Source organism: Arthrobacter sp. TJ-58, from assembly GCF_058269295.1.
The window spans coordinates 442,809-467,680 of record NZ_JBZCNM010000003.1 but is presented as its reverse complement, the minus strand read 5'-3'; the positions used below and the strand labels follow the sequence as shown (position 1 = coordinate 467,680).

Annotated in this window: 17 protein-coding genes; 9 read left to right on the top strand and 8 right to left on the bottom strand. The window is 66.7% G+C overall.

Annotated elements, in window-relative coordinates; translation table 11 throughout:
* Window position 1 precedes the first annotated feature (1 nt).
* From eccD to eccCa, 3 genes are read left to right on the top strand one after another with little or no spacing between them, the layout of a single operon-like run.
* Complete coding sequence (eccD, locus tag AC4D2W_RS12465; protein ID WP_490927220.1) at window positions 2-1,342, top strand: type VII secretion integral membrane protein EccD; 1,341 nt, start codon at window positions 2-4, stop codon at window positions 1,340-1,342.
* Window positions 1,339-2,418 carry a hypothetical protein gene (locus AC4D2W_RS12460; protein WP_490927219.1) on the top strand — a complete coding sequence of 360 codons (1,080 nt, stop codon included), beginning with the start codon at window positions 1,339-1,341 and terminating at the stop codon, window positions 2,416-2,418. The genes eccD and AC4D2W_RS12460 overlap by 4 nt, the downstream gene beginning before the upstream one ends.
* Window positions 2,415-6,488 carry a type VII secretion protein EccCa gene (eccCa, locus tag AC4D2W_RS12455; protein WP_490927218.1) on the top strand — a complete coding sequence of 1,358 codons (4,074 nt, stop codon included), beginning with the start codon at window positions 2,415-2,417 and terminating at the stop codon, window positions 6,486-6,488. The genes AC4D2W_RS12460 and eccCa overlap by 4 nt, the downstream gene beginning before the upstream one ends.
* A 29-nt stretch (window positions 6,489-6,517) precedes the next feature.
* On the opposite strand, the gene AC4D2W_RS12450 is transcribed toward eccCa, so the two are convergent.
* From AC4D2W_RS12450 to AC4D2W_RS12430, 5 genes are all read right to left on the bottom strand, one after another.
* Window positions 6,518-7,321, bottom strand: a complete 804-nt coding sequence (locus AC4D2W_RS12450; RefSeq protein ID WP_490927217.1) for a PP2C family protein-serine/threonine phosphatase — start codon at window positions 7,319-7,321, stop codon at window positions 6,518-6,520.
* Window positions 7,322-7,452: 131 nt separating this feature from the next.
* Complete coding sequence (locus AC4D2W_RS12445; protein WP_490927216.1) at window positions 7,453-8,640, bottom strand: adenylate/guanylate cyclase domain-containing protein; 1,188 nt, start codon at window positions 8,638-8,640, stop codon at window positions 7,453-7,455.
* Window positions 8,633-9,208 (bottom strand): PH domain-containing protein, encoded by a 576-nt coding sequence (locus tag AC4D2W_RS12440; RefSeq protein WP_490927215.1) that lies wholly within the window; start codon window positions 9,206-9,208, stop codon window positions 8,633-8,635. The genes AC4D2W_RS12445 and AC4D2W_RS12440 overlap by 8 nt, the downstream gene beginning before the upstream one ends.
* Window positions 9,205-10,089, bottom strand: coding sequence for a biotin--[acetyl-CoA-carboxylase] ligase (locus AC4D2W_RS12435; protein ID WP_490927214.1), 885 nt, complete (start codon window positions 10,087-10,089; stop codon window positions 9,205-9,207). Before AC4D2W_RS12435 ends, AC4D2W_RS12440 begins: the two co-directional genes overlap by 4 nt.
* A gap of 143 nt (window positions 10,090-10,232) precedes the next feature.
* Window positions 10,233-11,081 (bottom strand): SDR family oxidoreductase, encoded by an 849-nt coding sequence (locus tag AC4D2W_RS12430; protein WP_490927213.1) that lies wholly within the window; start codon window positions 11,079-11,081, stop codon window positions 10,233-10,235.
* Between the two features lie 876 nt (window positions 11,082-11,957).
* On the opposite strand from AC4D2W_RS12430, the gene AC4D2W_RS12425 reads away from it, so the two are divergent.
* The 5 genes from AC4D2W_RS12425 (at window position 11,958) to AC4D2W_RS12405 (ending at window position 17,964) form a co-directional block, all read left to right on the top strand.
* On the top strand, window positions 11,958-13,553 hold the full coding sequence (locus tag AC4D2W_RS12425) for an acyl-CoA carboxylase subunit beta (protein WP_490927212.1): 1,596 nt from the start codon (window positions 11,958-11,960) through the stop codon (window positions 13,551-13,553).
* Window positions 13,550-13,810 carry an acyl-CoA carboxylase subunit epsilon gene (locus AC4D2W_RS12420; protein ID WP_490927211.1) on the top strand — a complete coding sequence of 87 codons (261 nt, stop codon included), beginning with the start codon at window positions 13,550-13,552 and terminating at the stop codon, window positions 13,808-13,810. Before AC4D2W_RS12425 ends, AC4D2W_RS12420 begins: the two co-directional genes overlap by 4 nt.
* Before the next feature lie 84 nt (window positions 13,811-13,894).
* Window positions 13,895-15,619 (top strand): DUF885 domain-containing protein, encoded by a 1,725-nt coding sequence (locus AC4D2W_RS12415; RefSeq protein ID WP_490927210.1) that lies wholly within the window; start codon window positions 13,895-13,897, stop codon window positions 15,617-15,619.
* Between the two features lie 260 nt (window positions 15,620-15,879).
* On the top strand, window positions 15,880-17,235 hold the full coding sequence (locus AC4D2W_RS12410) for a dicarboxylate/amino acid:cation symporter (protein WP_490927441.1): 1,356 nt from the start codon (window positions 15,880-15,882) through the stop codon (window positions 17,233-17,235).
* Between the two features lie 93 nt (window positions 17,236-17,328).
* Entirely contained in the window at window positions 17,329-17,964 is a 636-nt protein-coding gene (locus AC4D2W_RS12405; RefSeq protein WP_400926312.1) for a Maf family protein, read from the top strand.
* A 181-nt stretch (window positions 17,965-18,145) separates the two neighbouring features.
* On the opposite strand, the gene AC4D2W_RS12400 is transcribed toward AC4D2W_RS12405, so the two are convergent.
* Window positions 18,146-18,814 (bottom strand): endonuclease domain-containing protein, encoded by a 669-nt coding sequence (locus AC4D2W_RS12400; RefSeq protein ID WP_490927209.1) that lies wholly within the window; start codon window positions 18,812-18,814, stop codon window positions 18,146-18,148.
* A 494-nt stretch (window positions 18,815-19,308) separates the two neighbouring features.
* Here AC4D2W_RS12400 and AC4D2W_RS12395 point away from each other — a divergent pair, with 494 nt between their 5' ends.
* Entirely contained in the window at window positions 19,309-21,189 is a 1,881-nt protein-coding gene (locus AC4D2W_RS12395; protein WP_490927208.1) for an acetyl/propionyl/methylcrotonyl-CoA carboxylase subunit alpha, read from the top strand.
* Between the two features lie 71 nt (window positions 21,190-21,260).
* On the opposite strand, the gene AC4D2W_RS12390 is transcribed toward AC4D2W_RS12395, so the two are convergent.
* Window positions 21,261-22,658, bottom strand: a complete 1,398-nt coding sequence (locus AC4D2W_RS12390; protein WP_490927207.1) for an MFS transporter — start codon at window positions 22,656-22,658, stop codon at window positions 21,261-21,263.
* Between the two features lie 717 nt (window positions 22,659-23,375).
* Complete coding sequence (locus AC4D2W_RS12385) at window positions 23,376-24,779, bottom strand: NAD(P)H-quinone dehydrogenase (protein WP_490927206.1); 1,404 nt, start codon at window positions 24,777-24,779, stop codon at window positions 23,376-23,378.
* Window positions 24,780-24,872 lie beyond the last annotated feature (93 nt).

Below are 24,872 nucleotides of genomic sequence, written 5' to 3'. Positions count from 1 at the left end.
CATGGCACACTCCTTCACCCGCGTCACGCTGGTGGGACCGCGCAAACACGCCGATCTGCTGCTGCCGTCAGACCAGCCGGTCGGACTGCTCCTGCCGCAGGTGCTGAACCTTCTGGAGGATGCGCCGGCGGAGCAGGTAGCGGCCAAGGTCCTGGTGGCCGGTGACGGCACCGAACTTCACGCCGAACAGTCGCTGGATCAGGCCCGGGTGCTGGACGGCTCGTCGCTTCTCCTCTGCAACGCGGCCGATGCCCCGCCCGCCGCGGTGGTTTATGACGTCACGGACCTGGTGTCGGAGGAGGGCAGCGCCGTGGCGGGCAGATGGTCCCCTCGGTTCAGTGCCCTGACGGCAGGAGCCTTCACCGCTGCGGGGTTCTGGTCCGCTGCGGAGATTCTGCTGGACATCCTCGCACCGGGATCGGTGCAGTGGCTGCTGCCGGTGCTCTCGGTGCTGCTGCTGGCTGCCGGAGCGGCCGCGGGGCGTCCGCCGCGGCGGGGCGCCTTCGCGTTCACCGTGGTTTGCGCCGGCTGGCTCACCGGGCTCGGCGCCGCCCTCCATGCCTACGACGGCGCCCCGCACCGGCTTCCGGCTGCTGCCCTGCTGCTGGCCGGGCTGTCCGCGCTCGCCCTGGTGGCGCTGGCCGCCGGTTCCGCCCGTCCGCGCGCCCTGGTCAGCGGAGCGGGAACCTTGGTTCTGGCGGCCCTGCTGTGGTCCGGAGCTGCCGCTGTTGCCCGGGATCCGGTGCAGGCCGGCGCGCTGGCGGCCCTGGCGGGGACCGTGCTCCTGGGGGTGCTGCCTCGGCTGGCACTGGTCTCCTCCGGCCTGGCCGCTCTGGATGACCAGCGGGCCACGGGCAGCACGGTTCCGCGGACCGATGCACGGAACGCCGTGGCCGCTGCGCACGAGGGGCTGACGCTGGGAACCGTGATTGCGGGCCTGTGCCTCGCGCCGGGGCTGTGGCTGCTCGGTACGGACACGGAGCGTTCACCCTGGACGCTTCCGCTGCTGCTGGCACTGACCCTGGCAGTGTTCCTGCGTACGAGGTCCTTTCCGTTGGCCGCGCAGCGGTTTGCGCTTTACTTTGCCGCCGCCGTCGGGCTGGTGTCCGCGGTGCTGGCGGGACTTCGGCTCCCGGACATCCCGTCCTGGACCGTAGGTGCGGCGGTTCTGGGCCTTGCCGCCGCCGCCTGCGTCTTCCTAGCAGGTACGTTCCCGGACCATGCCCAGGCCCGTTTCCGGCTGTTGGCCAAACGGGTGGAAACTGCGGCCATCCTGGCATCCGTCCCGCTGGCAGCAGGCATGCTCGGCATCTTCAGCCAGTTGTCCGTGAGCTTTTCATGACCGTCCTGCGGCCCGCCGGGTCCTCTCTTCTGCGTGTTCTGGCAGGATCGGCCGGTCTCTTCCGCGGGGATGACTATCCCCAGCGCCTGGCGGAAGCAGCGGCAGGAACCCAGCTTCCCGTCACCACCGGCCGCCGCATCGCCGTGGTGGGCTCCAGGGGCGGAGCAGGCAAAACCACGGCGGCAGCTCTGCTGGCCCGCATCTACGCCGCCCTGCGCGCTGACGCCGTGGCCGCCGTCGACAATGCCCCGGAGAGCGGCACCCTCGGGTTCCGGATGGGCGTTCCGGGAGCACCGTCCCTGGACGCAGTTGCTGCCCGCTGTGGGCCTGCCGCCCCGGATTCACTGCGCGAGCTCGCCGCCCTGCTGACGGTGGCAGGGCCGGCCAACCTGCTGGTCACCGGGCGCCGTCGTCCCCGGTCCTGGACGGTGGTCGGACCGGGAGCCGGGCCGGCCCGGGTTCGGCCGGTGCCGGCGGCCTGGCTACCGCCCGGCCCCGCTGCGGGCGGCCCGGGTTGTCGGCCGGACGGCACCGGGAAAACGGACAATGGGGAGAAAACGGACAACGGGGAAAGAACGGACAACGGGCCCGACGACGCCGCTGCCTCGCTGCTGCGGATCATTTCCCGCTACTGTCCCGTCACTCTTTTCGACTGCGGTCCCGGCCTCGGTGATCCGGACGCTCGGCGGGTCCTGGATCAGGCCCATCTGGCTCTCTTCGTGACGCCGGCGAGCGCTTCCGGCCTGGCCGATGCTGCCGAATACGCGTCCGGTTGGGAGCTGGACCCCCTTCGGGGCGGTGTACCCCTGCTGGTTCTGGTGGTTCAGTCGGACAGGGACAGCGGCTTTAACGCGGCCCGGGAAGCGCGCAAGCTGCGCCGCTCCGGAATCGACGCCGCTTCACTGGGCTATGACCGGCACCTGGCGGCGGGACTGGAAGTGGACCCGGCCCGGTGTTCCCGCCGCACCCGGCTGGAGGCGGCATCGCTGGCCTCGCGCGTCTTGTCCGCCGCCGTCGCCGCACCCGCTGCTGCACCAGCCGCCGCAGACCGGCCGCCCCGGAGAGCTTCCGCATGAGCACCAAGATCCTGCACCGGCCGTCCCGGACCACGGCACCGGCACGCACCATGGACGCGTTCACCCTTGACGCTCCACCGCCGATTGAAGGCGGCAAAACCGGCATGAACATGATGTCACTGGTTCCCCTGCTGGGAGCCGGCGTGTCCATGACGGTCATGATGCTGTTCCGCGGATCCCCGCTGGCAGCAGTGGGAGCGCTCACGATGATCGCGACGATTATTGCCTCGGTGCTGATGATGCTCAGCCAGCGCGGCCGGCAGGGAAAGCAGCGCCGGGAGCAGCGCGAAAACTATCTGGAATATCTGGAACGCTCCCGGGCCTCCCTTCGCGCAGATGAGCAGACGGCCCTGGCCGTGGCGCGGAAGGTCAGCCCGCCTCCGGATGCGCTGTTCGACATCGTCAGGGATCCCCGGCGCATCTGGGAACGCCGCCGCCGTCACGAGGACTTCCTGCAGGTGAGGATCGGTTGCGGTTCCCGGCACGCCCGGGACATCATCATCCAGAATGCCGGATCCGCGCTGGCCCAGACCGACGCCTTCATGACGGCGGAAGCGGAAATCCTCAAACGCCGTTACGAGTCCGGTCCGGAGCTGCCGCTGACCCTTCCGCTGGACTGTGTCGGAAACGTCTCGGTGGTGGGATCCCGGACCTTCGTGACGCAGGTGGCTCGCCTCCTGCTCCTTGAAGCCGCAGCGTTCCACTCTCCCGAGGACCTTCATCTTGCACTCGTCCTGCCGCCTGACCGCCGGGATGAGTGGAACTGGGCCACCTGGCTTCCGCATTTGGCGGACCAGCGGTCAGTTCATCCCACCGGGCCGGTCCGCCGGTTGGCACCCTCAGCGGATGCCCTGGGCGACGTCCTCGTCGAGGACCTGAACCACCGCTCCACCCTCGCCGCGCAATCGCGCAAGAACTTCCTCCGCGGCAGCGTGGGCGCAGCCCTGCCCCGGCTGCTGGTGCTCAGTGATTCCTATGGCCGGCTCCCGGCGGAACTTCAGACGGCGGACCAGCAGGCAACACCCGGGTCCCTGGGGATCACCACCATCTTCCTGGCGTCCGAACGTTCCCAGGAACCGGGCGAGGTCTCACTGCGCATCAGCGAGGACCCGGCCAATCCGGGGATGTTCAGTGTGGAGAACTACCGCGGGGATCCGTTGCTTCCCGCCGTCGAGCACGGCACGCTGGATGCCCTTCCGCTGTCTGTGGCCGAGGCCCTCGCCCGGGAACTGGCGCCGCTGCGCCTGTCCCCGGATTCGCTGGAGCACGACGCCGAAGACACCGGCCAGGGATTTCTGGAGATGCTGGGTCTCTCCCCCAACCTGGATGCCGCGGATATCCGGCGGTTATGGAAACCCCGGAGTGACGTGGACTTCCTGCGGGTTCCGCTGGGGCCCGATGACCGGGGCAGGCCCGCCCTGCTGGATTTGAAGGAGTCCGCCCAGTCCGGGCACGGACCGCACGGACTCTGTGTGGGTGCCACCGGATCGGGCAAATCCGAGATGCTGCGCAGCATGGTGGCGGGGCTGCTGGCCACCCACTCCCCCGACGTCCTCGCCATGGTGCTGGTGGATTACAAGGGAGGAGCCACCTTTGCTCCGTTTGCCGGCGCACCCCAGGTGGCAGGGGTGATCACCAACCTGTCCGACGACGTCAGCCTGATCGAGCGCGTGTATGCCAGTCTGTCCGGAGAAATCCATCGGCGTCAGGAAGTCCTCAAGAGCGCAGGGAACCTCGCCAACATCACCGATTACCGGCTGTACCGGCAGGAGCTGAAAGCGCAGGGCCGGGAGGCAGCTCCCCTGCCGCATCTGGTGGTCATCATTGATGAGTTCGGAGAATTGCTGACCGCGCGCCCGGATTTCATTGAACTGTTTCTGTCCATTGGCCGGATCGGCCGCTCCATCGGCGTGCATCTGCTGCTCTCCAGCCAGCGGATCGAATCCGGGAAGCTGCGCGGTTTGGACACGTACCTCTCCTACCGGATCGGGCTGCGGACGCTGTCCGAAGCAGAGTCCCGAACTGTGCTGGACACCCCTGACGCCTTCCACCTGCCTCCGGTGCCGGGATTCGGATATTTGAAGGTGGACACCACCACCTACACGCGGTTCAAGGCAGGCTACGTGTCGGGGCCGCTGGAGGCCGACCGGCAGGACATCAACCGGCAGGAGAACGAATCCGACGGGTCGGGCATCCTGGGCAGGCCGGAGGGGGCGGACGCCGAGGAACTCCCGCCGCAGGTCCTGGCGGTCCCCCGCTATGCTGCCTCGCTGGAGGCCGCAGATCCCTCCCCGGCTGGCCAAGGCACCGGCCCGGCGTCGGCGGCAGCCAAACGCACCACCGGGCCCACTGTCCTGTCGGCGCTCATGGATACGCTGGCGGCGTTCCCGCGTGCCGTCGCGCCCATCTGGCTGCCGCCGCTGCCCAAGGGGATAGCCCTCGACCGGGCTGCGGGCGGTTTCTCCACCGGGCAGGGCCTGCGACTGTCTCAGGGCGGATCCCTGCGGATACCCGTGGGGCTGCTTGATGACCCGGCCAAACAGTGGCAGGGCATCTGGGAACTGGACCTGGCTGCCAACGGCGGAAACGTTGCCATTGTGGGCGGCCCCCAAACGGGCAAGAGCACGGCCCTGCGCACCATCGTCGCGGCGCTGTCCCTGACCCACAGCCCGTCGGAAGTGGGGATCTACGGCATTGATCTGCTCGGCAGTGCGCTGATGCCGCTCGAGGGCATCCCGCACGTGGGCGGGATAGCGGTCCGCACCAACCGGGAAGTCATCAGGCGCACCGTCGACGAGCTCCTGGCCATGCTGGCCGTGCGTGAGCAGGTGTTCGAGAAATACGGGGTGGATTCCTTGCCGACGCTGCGGCGGATGTCGGCAGAGGGCTTGATCCCTGAGCTGTCCAGCGCGGACGTCATCCTGGTGCTGGACGGCTACGGACAGCTCGGTGACGAGTTTGAGGACATTGAAAAACCCGTCCACGCCCTGATCAGCCGCGGCGCGGGCTACGGGATCCATGTGATTGCGACCTGCTCGAGGATGAATGAAATCCGTATTTCGCAGCAGAGCTTCTTCGGAAACCGGATTGAGCTGCGGCTGGCCGATCCCGGGGAATCCGTCCACGGACGCAATCTCGCCGAAGCAGTCAGCCCGGGCAGCCCCGGCCGGGCACTGACGGACCGCAGGCTGCAAGGACATTTCGCTTTGCCGCGGGTGGATTCGGATCCGGAAGACACGACCGCAGCCCGGGGTCTGCGCGACCTGGTGGCGGCCGTTGCCGCTTCCACCGGGGAACGCGCCATGCAGGTCCGGGTCCTGCCCGGCCTGGTGTCCGCCGCAACGGTGCCCACCCCGGAGGCAGCGGCGTCGGTCCCGCTGGGTCTGCGTGAATTCGACCTGGGCACCGAAATCCTGGACCTGCACGGCAGGGAACGGCATCTGGTGATTATGGGCGATGACGGGACAGGTAAGACCAATGCCCTGCGGTCGGTCATCCGCCGCCTCAGTCAGCAGCACCGGGCAGAGGACATTGTCTTTGCGGTGTTCGATCCCCGCCGTTCGCTCGCCGGCGAGGTGCCCGCGGCATCGGTTGGCGGATATGCCACCAGCGCCGTCCTGGCAGACCAGCTCGCCGCGGCCGTCGCCGGCGAACTCGAAAAGCGGATCTCGGCCGCTCCCGCGGAACTGGCCGGCCTGCCGCGCATTGTGCTGATCATCGACGACTATGACGTCCTGACTGCCGGCGGCTCTTCGCCGCTGGCCCGGTTGACGCCTTTCCTGCCCCTGGCAGCGGAAATCGGCCTCCATGCCGTCCTCACACGCCGGGTCCGGGGAGCCAGCCGGGGCATGTACGAGCCGTTCTTCACCTCTTTGCGGGACTCGGGCAGCAGCGCGCTGATCCTCTCGGGGGACCGCGCGGAGGGCGCACTGATCAACGGCGTCCGTGCCCGGATGCTTCCCCCGGGGCGGGCCCAGCTGGTCCAGGCCGGCAAACCGGTGCGGGTACTCCAGCTGTTCCACAACGAAGTGGTACACGCGGCCGCCGACTCGGCGGCGGCCACGTCCTAAGGCAGCTGTTTCCCCAAAAGGACCAGCAGCTACGCCCCTGCGGATCCTGCCGCGGGCTGATGCTCCGCTGCGCCGGGCAGGGTCGCGGCGGACGCGCCGCTGCGTTCCCCGGCGCCTTCAACGTCAACTACGAGGACGGTGATGTTGTCCCGGCCTCCGGACCGCAGCGCCGCGTCCACCATGGAGGCGCAGGCGTCCTGCGGGTTGTCCACGGAGAGCAGGATCTGCTCCAGCTGTCCGTCGCTGACTTCCCCGGTCAGTCCGTCCGAGCAGACCAGCAGCCGGTCTCCGGGTTCGGCCGGGATCAGCCAGTAGTCGGCCTCCGTGTCGCTGCCGGTTCCCAGCGCTCTGGTCACCACATGGCGGCGCGGATGGATCAGGGCTTCATCGGGCGTAATTTGGCCCATGTCCACCAGTTCCTGAACCTCGCTGTGGTCCACCGTGATCTGCTCCAGCGCGCCGCCGGTCAGGCGGTAGGTCCGGGAATCGCCCACGTTGAAGACCAGCCAGGACGGAACGCCTGCTTCGCGGACCAGGACCGCGCCGGTGAGCGTGGTGCCTGCACGGCCGCCGGTGGCCTCACGGATCCCGGCGTCGGCGTCGCGCAGCAGCACACGCAAATCATCAGCCCCGATCTCCGGGAGATGCTGGCCGACAAAAGGGGCGTCGCCCAGGGTACGGACGCAGATGCTGCTGGCCACTTCCCCGGCCTCGTGTCCGCCCATGCCGTCGGCCACGGCAAATACAGGGTCCGCAGCGATCAGCGAATCTTCATTCTGTTCCCGCCGCAGGCCGCGGTCCGAGGCATAGCCAAAGACTGCTCGGAGTTCCATGCCCGGGGATGTCGTATCGTCGGAGTTCAATTCACGCCCTATCCGGAAGCTGCCCGCTGTGTGGACCACAGCAGTGACACATATTACGCCTTGTGGTGATCACCCTAGCGGAATCCGGGGCAGTCCCCGTACTAGTCAAGAATCAGCCCCTGCCCCGTACCGCGGGCAAGAGTCACCGGATGGATTTCCCCAAAACCGCGAACGTTGCGCGGCTGGTGCGGGATCAAAACAAAATTCTCGTTGTTGCGCAGCGCCGCCGCGGTGGAGGCGTCGGTCAGCACGGTGCCTGGCTCCGCGAGGGAAGTCAGCCGGGAGGCAAGGTTGACGGTGGGGCCGTAAATGTCGCCGAGCCGTGAAAGCACCCGTCCCCAGACCAGGGACACGCGAGCGGCCGGCAGGAGGTCATCCTCGGTGAAAGCCTTGGCCAGCGCCAGCGAGATTTCTGCTCCAGCCTCGGGGGTTTCGGCGTTGAAGAGCACTTCATCGCCGATGGTCTTCACCAGCCGGCCGCCGCCCACGGAGATGATTTCGGCGCATTTGTGCTCAAACCGCTGGACCATGTGGGCCAGGGTTTTCTCGTTCATTTGCCGGGACAAGGAGGTGTAGGACACCAGATCGGCAAACCCGACGGCGCGGGCCAGCGGCAGCGGATTGTCGTCCGAGGCTGAGCCGTCGTGGCTGGCCAGTCCGGCCTCGGCGCGCAGGGCCAGCCGCTGCACGGCGGAGTTCATCTGGCGTTTCCAGGCGTAGACAAGGGTTTTTTCCAGCGGTTCGATCAGGGCCGGCAGCGCCGCCACCAAAGCCTTGCGTGCCTCGGCGTCGGGAATGCCGCGCTGGACCACCATTTCCTCCACCAGGGCTTCGATCTGCCAGACCACCATGCGGTCCGTCATCTGGCCGATGGAGCGCATGATCGAGATAGCCGCTTCTTCGGTCAGCTGCTCATCCCGGACAAGTTCAATCACGGTCGTCAGGGCCTCGCGGTCCTGTTCGGTGAAGAACACGGCGTCGTCGTCGAGGTTGGGGAAGCCCATCGCCCGCCACAGTTTGCGTGCGGACAGCAGCGACACGCCTGCTTCGGCGGCAGCTTCGCGCCGCTTGAGTGTCCGCGGGCCGCCGATCAGCTGCGCTTCCAGCTTCCGGATGTCCTCGCGGTCAATGACGGCGGAATCCGCTCCAGCGTCAGCAGCCGCAGAGTCCACGTTGCCCGCAGTGCCGGGGGCGCCGTCGTCGTCGTGCTGAATCCGGGGGCGGATAGTGGGCATGGACAGGGTCATGGGTTCGGGATCCGCGGCAGTGTCGCGGCCTTCCTCACTCATCTCCCCTCCCTTCGTAGTCGTATTCCCCATCTCCTTCAATATCTACACCATCGAACATGGCGGTCAGTGGGAGCTGGTCGATCGCCCCCACCACAATGGCCTTGAATTTGTGCACCTCCGGAACGTGTTCGTAGTGCACCATCCGGTTGTATCCCACGTCTACGGCCAGCGTTCCGGAGCGCTGAATGCGGTCGGCGAAGGTCTGCCACGCCTCAAGCTGGACAACCGAGGCCAGCCCCAGTTCCCGTTCGCGCCGGCGGAGCACTCCCTGCCGGTGGATCAGCCGCCGGTTGGTCACGATGTAGGAGGCAAAAGCCCAGCGCAGCACCGGAGGAACGCAGAACCGCGCCAGCATTGCCGCCGCACCGAGCACGACGGCGGCCTGCAGGTACCCGCTCCAGCTGGCCAGACCGGTGGGCAGTCCGTTACGGCTGAGGTAGCCGCAGCCAAAACCGGCGACGGCGCACACCACGACGGCGAGCACCACCGGCCAGACCAGCTGGCGGGCATGCGGCCTGCTGGCCACGATGATCCGTTCGCCGGGAGAGAGTTTCAGCCGGATGCTCACGCCTGGACGGCGCGCAGGTGCACCACGTCACCGGCCACGACGGCGTGCCGCTCGCCGGCTCCGTCCACGAGAATCAGTGAGCCGTGCGGGTCCAGGGCAACCGCCCGGCCCGTCAGGGAGACCCCGCCCGGAAGATCCGCCCGGACCTCCCGGCCGAGGGTATTCATGCGGGCGCTGATTTTCTCCAGCAGCGACGTCCCGTCCGCCCACGGCCGGGAAGCGTCGCCGTCGACCGCCCGGAATTGTTCGTATCTCCGGGCCAGCTGCCGCAGATAGTCCTCCAGCAGGATGTTGCGGTCCGTGGTGGCGGCATATTCCATCAGCAGCGACGTTGCCGTGGGGACCGGCAGGTCCTCGTCCGTGAGGGAAACGTTCATGCCCGCGCCCACGACGACGGCGGGCGGAGCACCGGACGAATCCGGCACCAGCTGGGCCAGGACTCCGGCGAGTTTCCGTCCGTCGACCATGACGTCGTTGGGCCACTTGAGCCGGGCTTCGACGCCGGTGCGCGCGGCAACGGACTCGGCCAGGGCCAGGGCGGCCAGCAGCGACAGCCAGCCGTAGGACTGGGTGGGCAGCGGGCGGCCGTCGGCGTTCACGGGGCGCAGCAGCACGCTCACAAAGAGCGAAGAGCGCGGCGGCGCGATCCAGGCCCGGCCCAGCCGGCCCTTGCCGGCGGTCTGCATGTCGGCCGTCAGCACGGACAGGTCGGGGACCTCGGCCGGGTTCAGGCGCGCCCGCTCCGCGAGATCCGTATTCGTGGAGCCCGTTTCCGCCACCACGTCCAGTTGGGACAGAGGCCCGTGGGGTGCCGTGAGAGCAGCGCGAAGGCGCTCCTGGTCAAGCCCTGGTCTTTCCATGCTGGAGTAACGCAAATGCATGCTTCCGATCTTACGCGCCGGGCCGGCTTTCCCCGGCGGCGACAGCCGGGCGGGGTGTTCCTGCCCCCGGCGGCCGCAGCCGGGCGGGGGTGTTCCTGTCCCCGGCCCGGCCGCTGCGGGCTGCACGTTACGCGGGCAGCTCTTTAGAGGAAGAAGTCCTGCATGAGCTGGTCCTCGGGCGCGCCGAGCGAATAGGGACGGAAGTCGGTGACCCCCTCTTCACGCAGCACCTGCTCATCGGTATAGAAGTTGCCCGTGGCTTCGCGGCTGGGCCGGGTCAGGACGGCATGCGCCGCATCGGCCATGATGTCGGAGCTGCGCGAGGCCGCTGCCATAGTCTCGCCGCCGAGGTTGCGGATGGCTGCAGTGTCGATCGAGGTGACCGGCCAGAGTGAGTTGACCGCGACGCCGTCGTTGCGGAGTTCTTCAGCCAGGCCGAGCGTGGTCAGCGACATGCCGTACTTGGCCATGGTGTAGGCGAGGTAGGAACCGGCCCACTTGGGATCCAGGTTCAGCGGCGGGGAGAGCGTGAGGATGTGGGGGTTTTCCGAGCGGCGCAGGGCGTCCAGGGAGAACTTGGAGAGCATGAAGGTGCCGCGGGCGTTGATGTCGGCCATGAGGTCGTAGCTCTTCATGGTCACGTCATCGGTGCCGCGCAGGTCGATCGCGGAGGCATTGTTGACGACAATGTCGATGCCCCCGAATGCCTCCACCGTTTCGGCCACGGCGCGGGTGACGTCGTCGTCGTTCCGCACATCGCCGATGATTGGCAGAGCCTTTCCGCCGGCGGCCTGCAGCTGCTCGGCGGCGGTGTAGACAGTGCCCTGCAGCTTGGGGTGCGGCTCGGCAGTTTTAGCCATGATGGCGATGTTGGCGCCGTCGGCCGCTGCGCGCAGGGCAATGGCCAGGCCGATGCCGCGGCTGCCGCCGGACATCAGGATGGTGCGCCCGGACAGCGAGCGCGTATTCACGAAAGGTGTATTCGAGGTCATACGGACAGGGTAATGCACCCGGCAGGAATATGTTACTCGCCAGTAACATCGGCTCGAACCGGGTTTGGCGGACTCCGGTGCAGTTCGGTGCCTGCGGGTCCGTCGTTTGTACAGATAACGGGCCTAAATCCGCTGCTTAGGCCCGTTATCTGTACAACAGTCCACACCAGCACCGGCCAGAGACTGCCACAATTGCCCGAGGTTCCGTGGGAACGTCGAAGTTGGACGCCCGCCGCGAAGCCGAGCCGACTGGCTCCCCCGCAATGAGCGGGTCAGGAACGCGGAGACCGATTCTCAGACCCTGAGGAGCCCACACCTGGGGCGAAACCTGTCCTTCGTGCAGATAACGGGGGTTTCCACATTCCTTCGTGCAGTTCCCGGGCTTATATCGAGCAAAAAGCCGGTTTTGACCCCGGTATCTGCACAAAGGATCCCAGCAGCCCGGTTTTGACCCCGGAAGCTGCACGAAGGATCCCAGCCTCCCGGTTTTGAGCCCGGAAGCTGCACGAAAGATCCCAGCTTCCCCGTTATGACCCCGGAAGCTGCACGAAAGATCCCAGCAGCCCGGTTTTGACCCCGGTATCTGCACGAAGGATCCCAGCTTCCCGGTTTTGACCCCGGAAGCTGCCCGAACGATCCAGCCACCTGGAAACCTCGCCGGGCCACAGCAATCCGAGCACCACCAACACACCCGCCGCACCACTCAGGCCAAGGGCAGCGGCGCGAAATTGTAGGATCCCTACACCGGGGGCGGACGATTGCCGTCATTAGACTGGATAAATCGCCGTGTGCGTTGTGCAGTTCCTACTTAACGCAGTAACCCCGCATCAACACCGCACGGCGAACGCCCCACCCACTCAGCACTCCGGAGACCAGATGAGCATCGACCAGGACCTTGATCTGCAGACCACAGCGGGCAAGATCGCGGAGTACCGCCGCCGCCAGGCACAGGCTGAAATGCCGTCCGGGCCGGCAGCCGTAGAGAAGCAGCACGCCCGGGGCAAGCACACCGCCCGCGAGCGCATCGAGATGCTGGTTGATGCCGGATCCTTCGTGGAGTTCGATGCCCTGGCCGTGCACCGCTCCACCGCGTTCGGCATGGAAAAGAAGAAGCCGCTGGGCGACGGCCTGGTTTCAGGTTATGCAACGGTGGACGGCCGCCCGATCGCCGTCTACAGCCAGGACTTCACCGTGTACGGCGGCTCGCTGAGCCAGGTCAACGGCGAAAAGATCGTCAAGGTCCAGGAGCATGCCCTGCGCAACGGCTGCCCCGTCGTCGGCATCCTGGACGGCGGCGGCGCCCGCATCCAGGAAGGTGTCGCCTCGCTGGCCATGTTCGCGGACATCTTCCGCAACAACGTCCATGCCTCCGGCGTGGTCCCGCAGATTTCCCTGATCATGGGTCCGTCCGCCGGCGGCGCCGCCTACTCCCCCGCGCTCACCGACTTTGTGGTCATGGTGGACAAGACCAGCCACATGTTCATTACCGGCCCGGACGTCATCAAGACCGTCACCGGCGAGGACGTGGATATGGAAACCCTCGGCGGCGCCCGGCAGCACAACACCAACACCGGCACCTCCACCTACCTGGCCTCCGACGAAGAAGACGCCATCGAGTTTGTCCGCGAACTGCTGGACTTCCTGCCCTCCAACAACCTCGCCGAGGCTCCGCTGGCCGCCTTTGCCCCGGACATGGAACTGAACGACGGCGACCTCGCCCTGGACGAGCTCATCCCGGACTCCGCCAACCAGCCCTATGACATGCGCACCGTCGTCGAACAGGTGCTCGACGACGGCCACTTCCTGGAAATGCAGGCCCTCTACGCACCCAACGTGATGATGGGCTACGGCCGCGTGGAGGGACACACGGTGGGCATCGTGGCGAACCAGCCGATGCAGTTCGCCGGCACCCTGGACATCGCCGCGTCGGAAAAGGCCGCCCGCTTTGTCCGCCACTGCGACGCCTTCAACATTCCCATCCTCACCTTCGTGGACGTTCCGGGCTTCCTGCCGGGCACGGACCAGGAGTTCAACGGCATCATCCGCCGCGGCGCCAAGCTGCTCTACGCCTATGCCGAGGCCACCGTTCCCAAACTCACCGTCATCACCCGCAAGGCGTACGGCGGAGCGTACATCGTGATGGGTTCCAAGAAGCTCGGCGCGGACCTGAACCTCGCCTGGCCCACGGCCCAGATTGGCGTCATGGGCGCCCAGGGCGCGGTGAACATCCTTTACCGCGGCCAGCTCAAGCAGACGGCCGACGCCGGCGAGAGCGTTGAGCAGGCACGCACGGACTACATCACCCAGTACGAAGAAGAGCTGCTCAACCCCTACCAGGCCGCCGAGCTGGGCTACGTGGACGCCGTCGTCGCACCGTCCGAAACCCGCCTGCAGCTGATCCGCGGCCTGCGCGCCCTGCGGGACAAGCGCGCGTCGCTGCCCGCCAAGAAGCACGGGAACATCCCGCTGTGACGGCCTGGGACATGCCCGACACCTGGGGCCGGGAACCGCAGGCCGCACCGCCGCAGCCGCCGCTGTTCTCCGTGCTCGGCGGAAATCCGTCGGACGAGGAGCTGGCGGCGCTGGCCGCCGTCGTCATGGGCCTCACGGCCGACGACGGCGCCTCCCGCCCCGCGCCGGAGTCCGCCCGCCGCACGTGGCACCGGCGTCGGATGCTCAGCCTCGCGCCCAAGCCCGGCCCCGGTTCCTGGCGGCGCAGCTTCCGCTAGCCGGCGGCCCGCGGGGCAACTGTTTGCGTTACGTTGGGGTTTCATTCATCCGGGGATGTCCGAGGGACGCGTTAGGCTTCACCTGTGACCCAACAGACTCCTTCATCAGATCCCCTGTCCTTCGCTGGCTCGCACAACCGCCAGCCGACCGCCATCGACGCCGTTGCCGATGCGTTCACGCAGACGCTGCTGCAGCTGGATCCCTCCCTGGCCACCTCGCTGGGAATCCCCGGCCACGAAACCGAGTACGCGGACTATTCCCCCGCCGGACTTGAATCCGGTGCCGAAGCCATCCGCGAGACGCTGGAACGCCTGGACGGCCTGCAGCCGACCGACGACGTTGACCGCGTCACCCTCGACGCCATGCATGAGCGCCTGGGCCTGGAACTGGAAATCCACGCCTCCGGCTGGAACCTCTCGGACCTGAACAACATCGCGTCCCCGGCCCAGGAAATCCGTTCCATCTTCGACCTCATGCCCGCAGCCACCGTCGAGGACTGGCAGCACATTGCCGGACGCCTGCACAACGTTCCGGACGCTGTCTCCGGCTACATGACCTCCCTGCGCGCCGGCAAGGAACGCGGCCTGCTGCCGGCCCGCCGCCAGGTGCTGATCGTCATGGAACAGACCACCAAGTACGCCGAGGACGGCGGCTTCTTTGACAGCTACGTCACCGGCGCCGCGCTGGCCGACGGCGGTGCCCTCTCCGAGAGCCTCACCGCTGCGCTGCGCGACGGTGCCGACGCGGCGCGCGCCGCCTACCGCAACCTGGCCGCGTTCCTGGAAAGCGAACTGCTGCCGGAGGCTCCGGAAAAGGACGCCGTGGGCCGCGAACGCTACGCCCTGATGTCCCGCCGCTTCCTGGGCTCCGCCGTGGACCTCGAAGAGACCTACGCCTGGGGCGTGGCCGAGCTGGACCGCATCATCGCGGAACAGGAAGCCGTTGCCGAGCAGATCAAACCCGGCGCCACCGTTGAGGAGGCCATGCGCCTGCTGGACGAGGATCCCGAACGGCAGCTGCACGGCACCGCAGAGCTGCAGGCCTGGATGCAGGGCCTGGCGGACCGCGCCGTGGCCGACCTCGCCGGCACCCACTTCCAGATTGACGGCCCCATGCGCGAAATTGAGTGCATGATTGCCCCCACCCAGGAAGGCGGCATCTACTACACGGGCCCCAGCGACGACTTCAGCCGCCCGGGCCGCATGTGGTGGTCCGTTCCCGCCGGCGAAGACACCTTCACCACGTGGAGGGAAACCACCACGGTCTACCACGAGGGTGTGCCGGGCCATCACCTCCAGATCGCGACGGCGACGGCGGCCCGCGGGCTGCTGAACAACTGGCGCCGCAACATCTGCTGGGTCTCCGGACACGGTGAGGGCTGGGCCCTGTACGCCGAGCGGCTCATGGATGAGCTGGGCTACCTCAGCGATCCCGGAGACAAGATGGGCATGCTGGACGCCCAGCGCATGCGGGCCGCCCGGGTGGTCTTCGACATCGGCGTGCACCTGGAACTGGACGTCCCCGAACGCTGGGGCTCCGGCACCTGGACCGCCGAAAAGGGCTACGAATTCCTGAAGCAGAACATCGCCATCTCCGAGGGTCAGCTGAACTTCGAGTTCACCCGCTACCTCGGCTGGCCGGGACAGGCCCCCGCCTACAAGCTGGGCCAGCGCCTCTGGGAGCAGATCCGCGACGAGGTGCGCACCCGCGAGGGCGACGACTTCGACCAGAAGCGCTTCCACACCCGGGCACTGGAGCTGGGTTCGGTCGGACTGGACACTCTGCGCCGGGCACTGCTGGAGGCCTAGCATCCGCATCAGATGACGGCTTCCCTCAGCCGCACGGTGCGACATTCCTCACAGCACTCTCCGGAATAACCCCCGGGACGGGCGATTCACCGCCATGTTCCGGGGGTTTTCGCTTTTGCTGGCGCGAAATCACCCAATCGGCGGACGTAACATTTCGCAACGGGCAATCGAGTCTGCTAATGGCCCCCCGCTAGTGTTTCAGGGTGACCACACAGACCCCCTCCCCCAAGACATCGGCCGGCCGACGGCTGCCCCACTGGATGACCGCCTTCGGACCGCAGATCATTGCCGCCCTGGTGGCCGGCCTGCTGCTGGGCCTGCTGGCCAAGAACATGGGCACTGCCGGCGACGGCGAGCCCAACTGGCTGACGACCACGCTGAGCACCATCGGCACGAGCTACGTCTCGCTGCTGAAGGCCGCCGTCGTCCCCCTGATCTTCACCGCCGTCGTGAGCTCGATTGCGAACCTGCGCGCCGTGTCCAACGCCGCCCGGCTGGCCTGGCAGACCCTGCTGTGGTTCGCCATCACCGCGCTGATCAGCGTGGTCATCGGCATCCTGCTCGGCGTCATCCTGCAGCCCGGCAGCAACGCCGACGTTTCCGGGAAGGATTACACCGGCAGCCAGGGCAGCTGGGTCGGCTTCCTGACCGGCCTGGTTCCGGGAAACTTCCTGGGTCTGGGTGCCAGCTCCAAGGTCGCGGAGAGCGGTGAAGTCAGCACCAGCGTGAGCTTCAACGTGCTGCAGATCCTGGTGATCGCGATCGCCGTCGGCATTGCGGCCCTGAAGGTCGGCAAGCCGGCCGAACCGTTCCTGGCCCTGAATGCCTCGGCCCTCGCCGTGATCCAGAAGGTCCTCTGGTGGATCATCCGCCTGGCCCCGGTGGGCACCATCGGCCTGATCGGCACCGCCGTGGCCACCTACGGCTGGGACACCATCGGCTCCCTGGGCATGTTCGCCCTGACCATCTACATCGGTCTGTTCCTGGTCCTGTTTGTGGTCTACCCGGTGCTGATCAAGTCCCACGGCCTGTCCGTCCGCCAGTGGTTCTCCGGCGCCTGGCCTGCCATCCAGCTTGGCTTCGTCTCCCGTTCTTCGGTGGGCACCCTGCCGCTGACCCAGCGCGTCACCGAGCGCAACCTCGGCGTCTCGCGCTCCTACGCCTCCTTTGCCGTGCCGCTGGGCGCCACCACCAAGATGGACGGCTGCGCCTCGATCTACCCGGCCGTCTCCGCGATCTTCGTGGCCCAGTTCTTCGGCGTTGACCTCGGCTTCACGGATTACCTGCTGATTGCCCTGGTTTCGGTGCTGGGTTCGGCCGCGACCGCCGGCACCACCGGCGCCGTCGTCATGCTGACCCTGACGCTGTCCACCCTGGGCCTGCCGCTGGCCGGCGTCGGCCTGCTGCTGTCCATCGATCCGATCCTGGACATGGGCCGCACCGCGGTGAACGTTGCCGGACAGACCGTGGTCCCGGCAATCGTGGCCAAGCGCAACGGCCTGCTGGACGCGGCCATGTACAACGCCAAGCGGACCGGCGATCCGTTCGCGGATGACTCCGCGGACATCGACACCCGCGTTGAGGTGCCGGTGCCGGAGACCGCCCGGGCCCGCTAAGGCTCTGACTGTGTCACCGAAGGCCGCTCCGGATGTCCGGGGCGGCCTTCTTGGCGCTCCGGGACTGTGCGCCGGCCGGGCTAGGCTTGAGGGGTGACTGACCTGAATCTGATCCTCGCTTCCGCTTCCCCCGCCCGCACCAAGCTGCTGACCAACGCCGGCATCGCCCACAGCGTCATGGTGTCCGACGTCGACGAAGACGCCGTCACCGCCCGCTACGGCACCCCGGACCCGCACGACACCGCCCTGCTGCTCGCCCGCGCCAAGGCCGAAGCCGTTGCTGCGCTGCCCGAGGCCGAGGGATCGCTCGTGGTGGGCTGCGACTCGGTCTTCGAATTCGAGGGCGAAGCACACGGCAAGCCCTGGGAGCCCGAAGTGGCCCGCGAACGCATCCGCCGGATGAGCGGCAACGTGGGCGTGCTGCACACCGGACACTGGCTCGTGGACTGCCGCGACACGGACGACGACGGCGGCTCGGGCGCCACCCTGGGCGGCGTCAGTTCCGCCTCGGTCCACTTCGCCAAGCTCACCGACGAGGAAATCGACGCCTATGTCGCCACCGGAGAGCCCCTCCAGGTGGCAGGGTCCTTCACGATCGATTCCCTGGGCGGAGCGTTCATCGAGAAGGTTGTGGGCGACCCGCACGCCGTCGTCGGCCTGTCCGTCTCGATGCTGCGCGAGCTTCTGGCGAGCGCCGGCGTGAAGATCACGGACCTCTGGGACCGGTAAACCCCCTCCGCTCCCGTCCGTTGTACAGATAAAGGCCCCAAACCGGCTCCGCTGCCGTCCGTTGTACAGATAACGGCCCCATTCCGGCTCCGCTCCCATCCGTTGTACAGCTAACGGCCCCATTCCGAGTTCAGAAGCCCGTTATCTGTACAACGAATGGCTCCCTAGACGAATGACCGGCTTATGACGGGCACCAACCGGCCAGGGACAGACCTCTGCGCACCTTCGCTCCAACGGCGCGCGGTCCCAGGGCCAAATCCGTTTTGCTGATTTTGACTTGCACCCAACCGAGTTCAGCCGTTTTCAAGTCCCGGTAATGGTCCCGTGCCTGCTGCTCTGGGGTGAGGTGGTGCGCACCGTCGTACTCCAGACAGGTACGGAATTCATGGCAGCCCAGGTCCGACCAGATCTGCGCTTTTCCGTGCTCGTCGCAAATAGCGAAGTTCGGTACAAACTCCGGCATCTCCGGATCATTCGACAACATGAGCCGCAGCAGGGTTTCGGGCGGTGAGTCCACGCCGACACGAAGGTGCGCCAGCGCGGATTGGCACTTTCGGAGATGGGCGACACGCTTCTTGCCCCCAATAAAGGCTCGAAGGTCATCCAAGGGAACGAGTGCATGCCGGGCAGGACCGAAACTCCGGTGGTGCGCGCTCACTATCTGGTCGCCCATGACAATAAGTTCTTCCGAGGACAGCAGCCCCGCAAGATCCAGCCAGGTTCGCGCTATGCCGGTCACGGCAAGGCCCGCAACTGTGCTCAGGTCTTCGGAGCTCAGGTCCAGCCGGTGGCCTTCAACATTCCTTCTCCTCGGCTTGCCCTTTCCAGCTCCGCGGCTCAGGTGCAGCACGGGTTCCACCGCCAGCCGCCGCGGCAACACCAGGCCATGAAGCCTTGCCGCAGTGGAATGGCTGATGACGGCGTCCGGGAGCAGATCCAGGTACGGTCGGCAGCTATTGGCCAGGTTCCCCGCCGCATCGCGGGGAATCCGGATGGAACGGCCAGGAGTACGGAGGTCAGAGGCACGGAGCCGTCCAACCCCGATCCCCAGCGCTTGAGCCTCGACGACGGTAAAGGGTTGTTCCCCGAGCCGCGGAGGGAGGGCGTTCGGCTGTCTCATGCATTCCATGAATCATTTCCGGCCGGATTCCGGGCCTTCTGCGGGCGCCGCTGGGTACAGCCATGTCCCGGCATCTACCTGTGCAGGGATGTCCGGACAGCAGGTCCAGTTGTAGGGTCTCCACAACGAAACGCCGCGTCCCACGCAGAAACAGCACGCATTATGGCCGGAGACCACAAAATCGCGCTAGGCTCCGAGAAGATCAAAAGGAGCCAGTGCATTCAATGAGCCAGTTCAACCCCGCACCCGCCGGCAGCCCCGAGGGATCCGCGCAGGAGACCCTGCAGGACCAGGACCGCCCGCAGACCAGTACCCCGAACACCCGAAGCATCACCAAGGTCCTGATCGCCAACCGCGGTGAAATCGCCGTCCGCGTCATCCGTGCAGCACGCGATGAAGGCCTCGCCTCCGTTGCCGTCTACGCCGATCCTGACCGGGACGCCCTACACGTCCGCCTCGCCGATGAGGCGTATTCCCTGGGCGGGAGCACCGCAGCGGAGTCTTACCTGGACATGGGCAAGATTATCGATGCCGCCCGCAAGTCCGGCGCGGACGCCATCCACCCCGGCTACGGCTTCCTCTCCGAGAACGCGGAGTTTGCCCAGCGCGTCATCGACGCCGGCCTGACCTGGATCGGTCCCTCCCCCTACTCCATTTCCCAGCTCGGCGACAAGGTGCAGGCCCGCCACATTGCAGCCAAGGTTGGCGCACCGCTGGTTCCGGGCACCGCCGATCCGGTGAAGAACGCACAGGAAGTCCTGGACTTCGCGGACACCCACGGCCTACCGCTGGCCATCAAGGCAGCTTTCGGCGGCGGCGGGCGCGGCATCAAGGTAGCCCGCACCCGCGCTGAAATCCCCGAAATGTTCGAGTCGGCCGTCCGCGAGGCCACGGCTGCGTTCGGCCGCGGCGAGTGCTTCATCGAGCGCTTCCTGGATGCCCCGCGGCATGTGGAAACCCAGTGCCTCGCCGACGCGCACGGCAACGTCGTCGTCGTCTCCACCCGCGACTGCTCGCTGCAGCGCCGCAACCAGAAACTGGTGGAGGAGGCTCCGGCCCCGTTCCTCACCGAGGACCAGAACCAGCGCCTGTACGCCGCATCAAAGGCGATCCTGCGCGAAGCCGGCTACCAGGGTGCGGGCACCTGCGAGTTCCTCGTGGGCACCGACGGCACTATTTCCTTCCTCGAGGTCAACACGCGCCTGCAGGTGGAGCATCCGGTGTCCGAGGAAGTCACCGGCCTGGACCTGGTCCGCGAGCAGTTCCGCGTGGCCCGGGGCGAGGAGCTCGGCTACGGCGATCCGGAAATCCGCGGCCATGCCTTCGAATTCCGCCTGAACGGTGAGGATCCGGGCCGCAGCTTCATGCCCTCCCCCGGCACCGTGGACACCTTCAAGCTGCCCACCGGCCCGGGCGTCCGCGTGGACTCCGGCATCGAAGCCGGTGAAACCGTCGGCGGGAACTTCGATTCCATGCTGGCCAAGCTGATCATCAGCGGCGCCACCCGCGAACAGGCCCTCCAGCGCGCCCGCCGTGCCCTGGCCGAAATGGAAATCACCGGCATGCCCACCGTCCTGCCCTTCCATGCCGCGGTGGTGTCGCATCCCGATTTCGCGCCCGAAGAAGGCCCGTTCAAGGTCCACACCCGCTGGATCGAGACGGACTTCGTCAACGAGATTCCGGCCTGGTCCGGTGAGCAGAATTCACGGAACGACGACGGCGGCCGCCAGCGCGTCACCGTCGAGGTCGGCGGCAAGCGGCTCGACGTCGTGCTCCCTGCCGGACTGGGCGGCAACGGTTCGAACGGCGCAGCAGGCCGCGGTGCCGGTGCCAACGGCAAGGCCCGCAAGTCCTCACGCAGCCGCGGCGGGGCGAACCCGGCCGCCACCGGTGCGGACCTGACGTCCCCCATGCAGGGAACCATCGTGAAGGTGGCCGTGCAGGACGGTTCGGTAGTCGCTGAGGGCGATCTCGTCGTCGTGCTGGAAGCCATGAAGATGGAGCAGCCGCTGACCGCGCACAAGGCCGGCACCGTGTCCGGGCTGAGCGCGCTTCCCGGCGCCACTGTCTCCGCGGGTGCAGTGATCGCCTCGATCCTGGACTAGCTCTTAGGCAGCAGCAAAAACGGCTCGGCCCCCTTGATCGGGAGCCGAGCCGTTTTCGTTAGTTCAGGGACTTAGCTGGAGTGGTTCGCGTAATCCACGTTCTTGGTGTCCTTGGTGACGAACAGGGCGATCAGCGTGAGCACTGCCATGGAGGACAGGTACACGCCCACCAGCCACGGGCTGCCGTCCGCTGCCTGCCACAGGGCCACGGCGATGAACGGAGCCACGGCCGCACCCAGGATCGAGGAGACGTTGTAGGCAATGGCCGAGCCGGTGTACCGCACGTTCGTGGGGAACAGTTCCGGCAGCATGGCGCCCATCGGTCCGAAGGTCAGGCCCATCAGCGTGAAGCCGATGATCAGCAGCGCCATGACCCCCACGGTTCCGCCATCGAACAGCGGCGAGAAGGTGAACCCGAACAGGAAGATCCCGGCGGTCACCACGAGCAGCGTCTTGCGGCGGCCGAACTTCTCGGCCAGCGGGCCGGAGACCAGCGTGAAGATTCCGAAGAACACCACACCCACAATCAGCATGAGCAGGAAGTCGTTGCGTGCGTATCCCAGGCCGGCGGTAAAAGTGTCCGGGTCAAAGGCCTTTCCGGCCTTCTCTGCGGCGGCCCGGGCTGCGTCCTCGCTCTTGGCGGCGGTGCCGTAGGAGAGGGTGAACGTGGTCATCAGGTAGAACAGCACGTACGTGGCCAGCATGATGAACGTGCCGGCGATCATCTGGCGCCAGCTGTACTTGAAGGCACGGCTCAGCGGCAGCTTGCTGATTTCACCGGAGTCGACCACCTTCTGGAACGCCGGGGTCTCGACGAGCTTCAGCCGCACGTACAGGCCGATGATGACCATGACGGCGCTGGCCAGGAACGGTACGCGCCAGCCCCAGGAGTCGAACTGGTCGGCATCCAGCTGCAGGCTCAGCAGCAGGAACAGGCTGTTCGCCAGGATGAAGCCGATCGGCGCGCCAAGCTGCGGGAAGGTTCCCCACACCGCGCGCTTGTTCGCCGGGGCGTTCTCCGTGGCCAGCAGAGCGGCGCCGGACCATTCCCCGCCAAGGGCCAGACCCTGGGCAAAGCGCAGGACCACGAGCATGGCCGGGGCCAGGATGGTCCAGCCGTCCGTGGCGGTGGGCAGGCAGCCGATCAGGAAGGTGGCAATTCCCATGGTCAGCAGCGATGCCACCAGGGTCCCCTTGCGCCCCACCTTGTCCCCGAAGTGTCCGAAAATGATGGATCCCAGCGGACGGGCAACAAAAGCCACGCCGAAAACCGCGAACGAGCTCAGCAGTGCCGTGACGCCTTCCGCGTTAGGGAAGAACAACCGCGGGAAGACGAGGACGGCAGCCGTGGCATAAACATAGAAGTCGTAAAACTCAATGGACGTTCCAACGAGGCTGGCAACAATCACCCGGCCCTTGGTATTGGCCTTGGCAGGTGCCGGCGCCGCAGAGGGATTCGTAGTAGACATGAGGAGTCTTTCTCAGGTGGGAGTGAGGTTATCGACAATGCTAAGAGTTTCATCCCACCATTCGGACATTGTGTCCACAGTATGGACTATGTTTCTTTTCGGGAGTTTTCAGGGCCCGACGACGGCGGCCGGCACCTGCCCTGCCCACCCGCGAGGCCTTCCCTAGCTGCCGAGACAGGGTGCGGGTTCGTCCGGGGACTTCTCCGTGCTCCTACCCGCCAGATCTGCGACAGCTGCCGGAGCCTGTTTGGGTTGCCGCTGCCGCTTCGATCCTTCGTGCAGCTCCCGGGCTCAAACAGGGCCTCCCCAAGTCCTTCGTGCAGCTCCCGGGCTCAAACAGGGCCTCCCCAAGTCCTTCGTGCAGCAACCGGGCTCAAACAGGGCCTCCCCAAGTCCTTCGTACAGCAACCGGGCTCAAACAGGGGATTTATCCCGAAATAGGCCCGTTATGTGCACGAAAGAATTTTCATGGACCCGTTACCTGCACGAAGGAATATCGTCGCCCCATCGACCCACTCCCCATCACCCCATCGCTCCCATCGCTCCCCGCTCCCCGCTCCCCGCTCCCCGCTCCCCACTCCCCGAACTTGATCCCCCAACAGCCCCCAGCGCGGATAACCCGCAATACGAACACCCGAGACGCAAAAAAGCCCGCACCCGCAGCGGAACAAATCCGCCGCGGATGCGGGCTCAACAATCTCAGTCGGCTGGGAAAAGCTACATGTGCACGTGCAGGCGCCGGGCAGCCTCGGAAATGGACCCGGTCAGCGACGGGTACACCGTGAAGGTGTTCGCCAGGTCATCCACGTGCAGCTTCTGCGTGACGGCGATGGCGATCGGGAAGATCAGCTCGGAGGCACGCGGACCCACCACCACGCCGCCGATCACGGTGCCGGAACCCTTCCGCGCAATGATCTTCACGAAGCCTTCCTTGACCTCCATCATCTTGGCCCGGGCATTCGTATGCAGGGAAAGCTTGATGACGTCGCCCTGGTAGCGTCCGTCGGCAATGTCCTGCTCGGACACGCCCACGGAGGCAATCTCGGGCGAGGTGAAGATGTTCGAGGCGACGTTCTTGAGCTTCAGCGGCTTCACGCCGTCGCCCATCAGGTGCGCAATGGCGATCCGGCCCTGCATGGCGGCCACGGAGGCCAGGTTGAACACTCCGGTGCAGTCGCCGGCGGCGTAGACGTTGGAGGCCGTGGTGCGCGAGACGCCGTCGACCTTGATCTGGCCGCGCTCGTCGAGCGTCACGCCGGCTTCCTCCAGGCCGATGCCCGCAGTGTTGGGAATGGCACCCACAGCAACGAGGCAGTGGCTGCCCTCGACGGTCCGGCCGTCCTCGAGCTGCACCACCACGCCGTCGCCGGTGTTCTTCACGCTTTCCGCACGGGAGCGGTTCAGCACGGTCATCCCCCGGTGCTGGAAGACGTCTTCCAGCACGACGGCGGCATCGGCGTCTTCGCCGGGCAGCACGCGGTCGCGGCTGGAGATCAGCGTGACCTTAGTGCCCAGGCCGTTGTACGCGGACGCAAATTCGGCCCCGGTGACACCGGAGCCGATGACGATCAGGTGCTCGGGGATTTCCGTGAGGTTGTAGATCTGCTTCCAGGTGAAGATGCGTTCGCCGTCGGGCATGGAGGATTCCAGCTCGCGCGGGTTGGCACCCACGGAAATCAGCAGGGCCTCGGCCTCCACGGTCTCGGTGCCGCTGTCCGTGGTGACCTCGATGGTGCGGTTGTCCAGCAGCCGGCCGTCTCCGATGATGACCTTCACGCCCACACGTTCCAGCGTGGTGCGGATGTCATTGGACTGTTCCTTGGCCAGCGCCAGCAAGCGGTTGTTGACCATCTTCAGATCGGCCACCGCGGGCTGGCCGGTGGTGCCGAAGTCCACGCCGAGGCTGGAGGCAGAGGCGAAGCGGGTCATCACGTCCGCGGTTGCAATCAGTGTCTTGGAGGGAACGACGTCGGTCAGCACGGCGGAGCCGCCCAAACCGTTGCGTTCCACGATGGTGACGTCTGCTCCGAGGGATGCGGCTACCATGGCAGCCTCATATCCGCCGGGGCCGCCGCCGAGGATTGCGATTTTTCGAGCAGTGAAATCAAGTTGGGTCGTCACAGTTGTCCATTCTGTCCCATCCCCGCCGCCCGCTCAAACGCCGGGACTTTGCTGCTTCTGCCGGGGGTGGCAGATATCACGGTAAGTTGGACG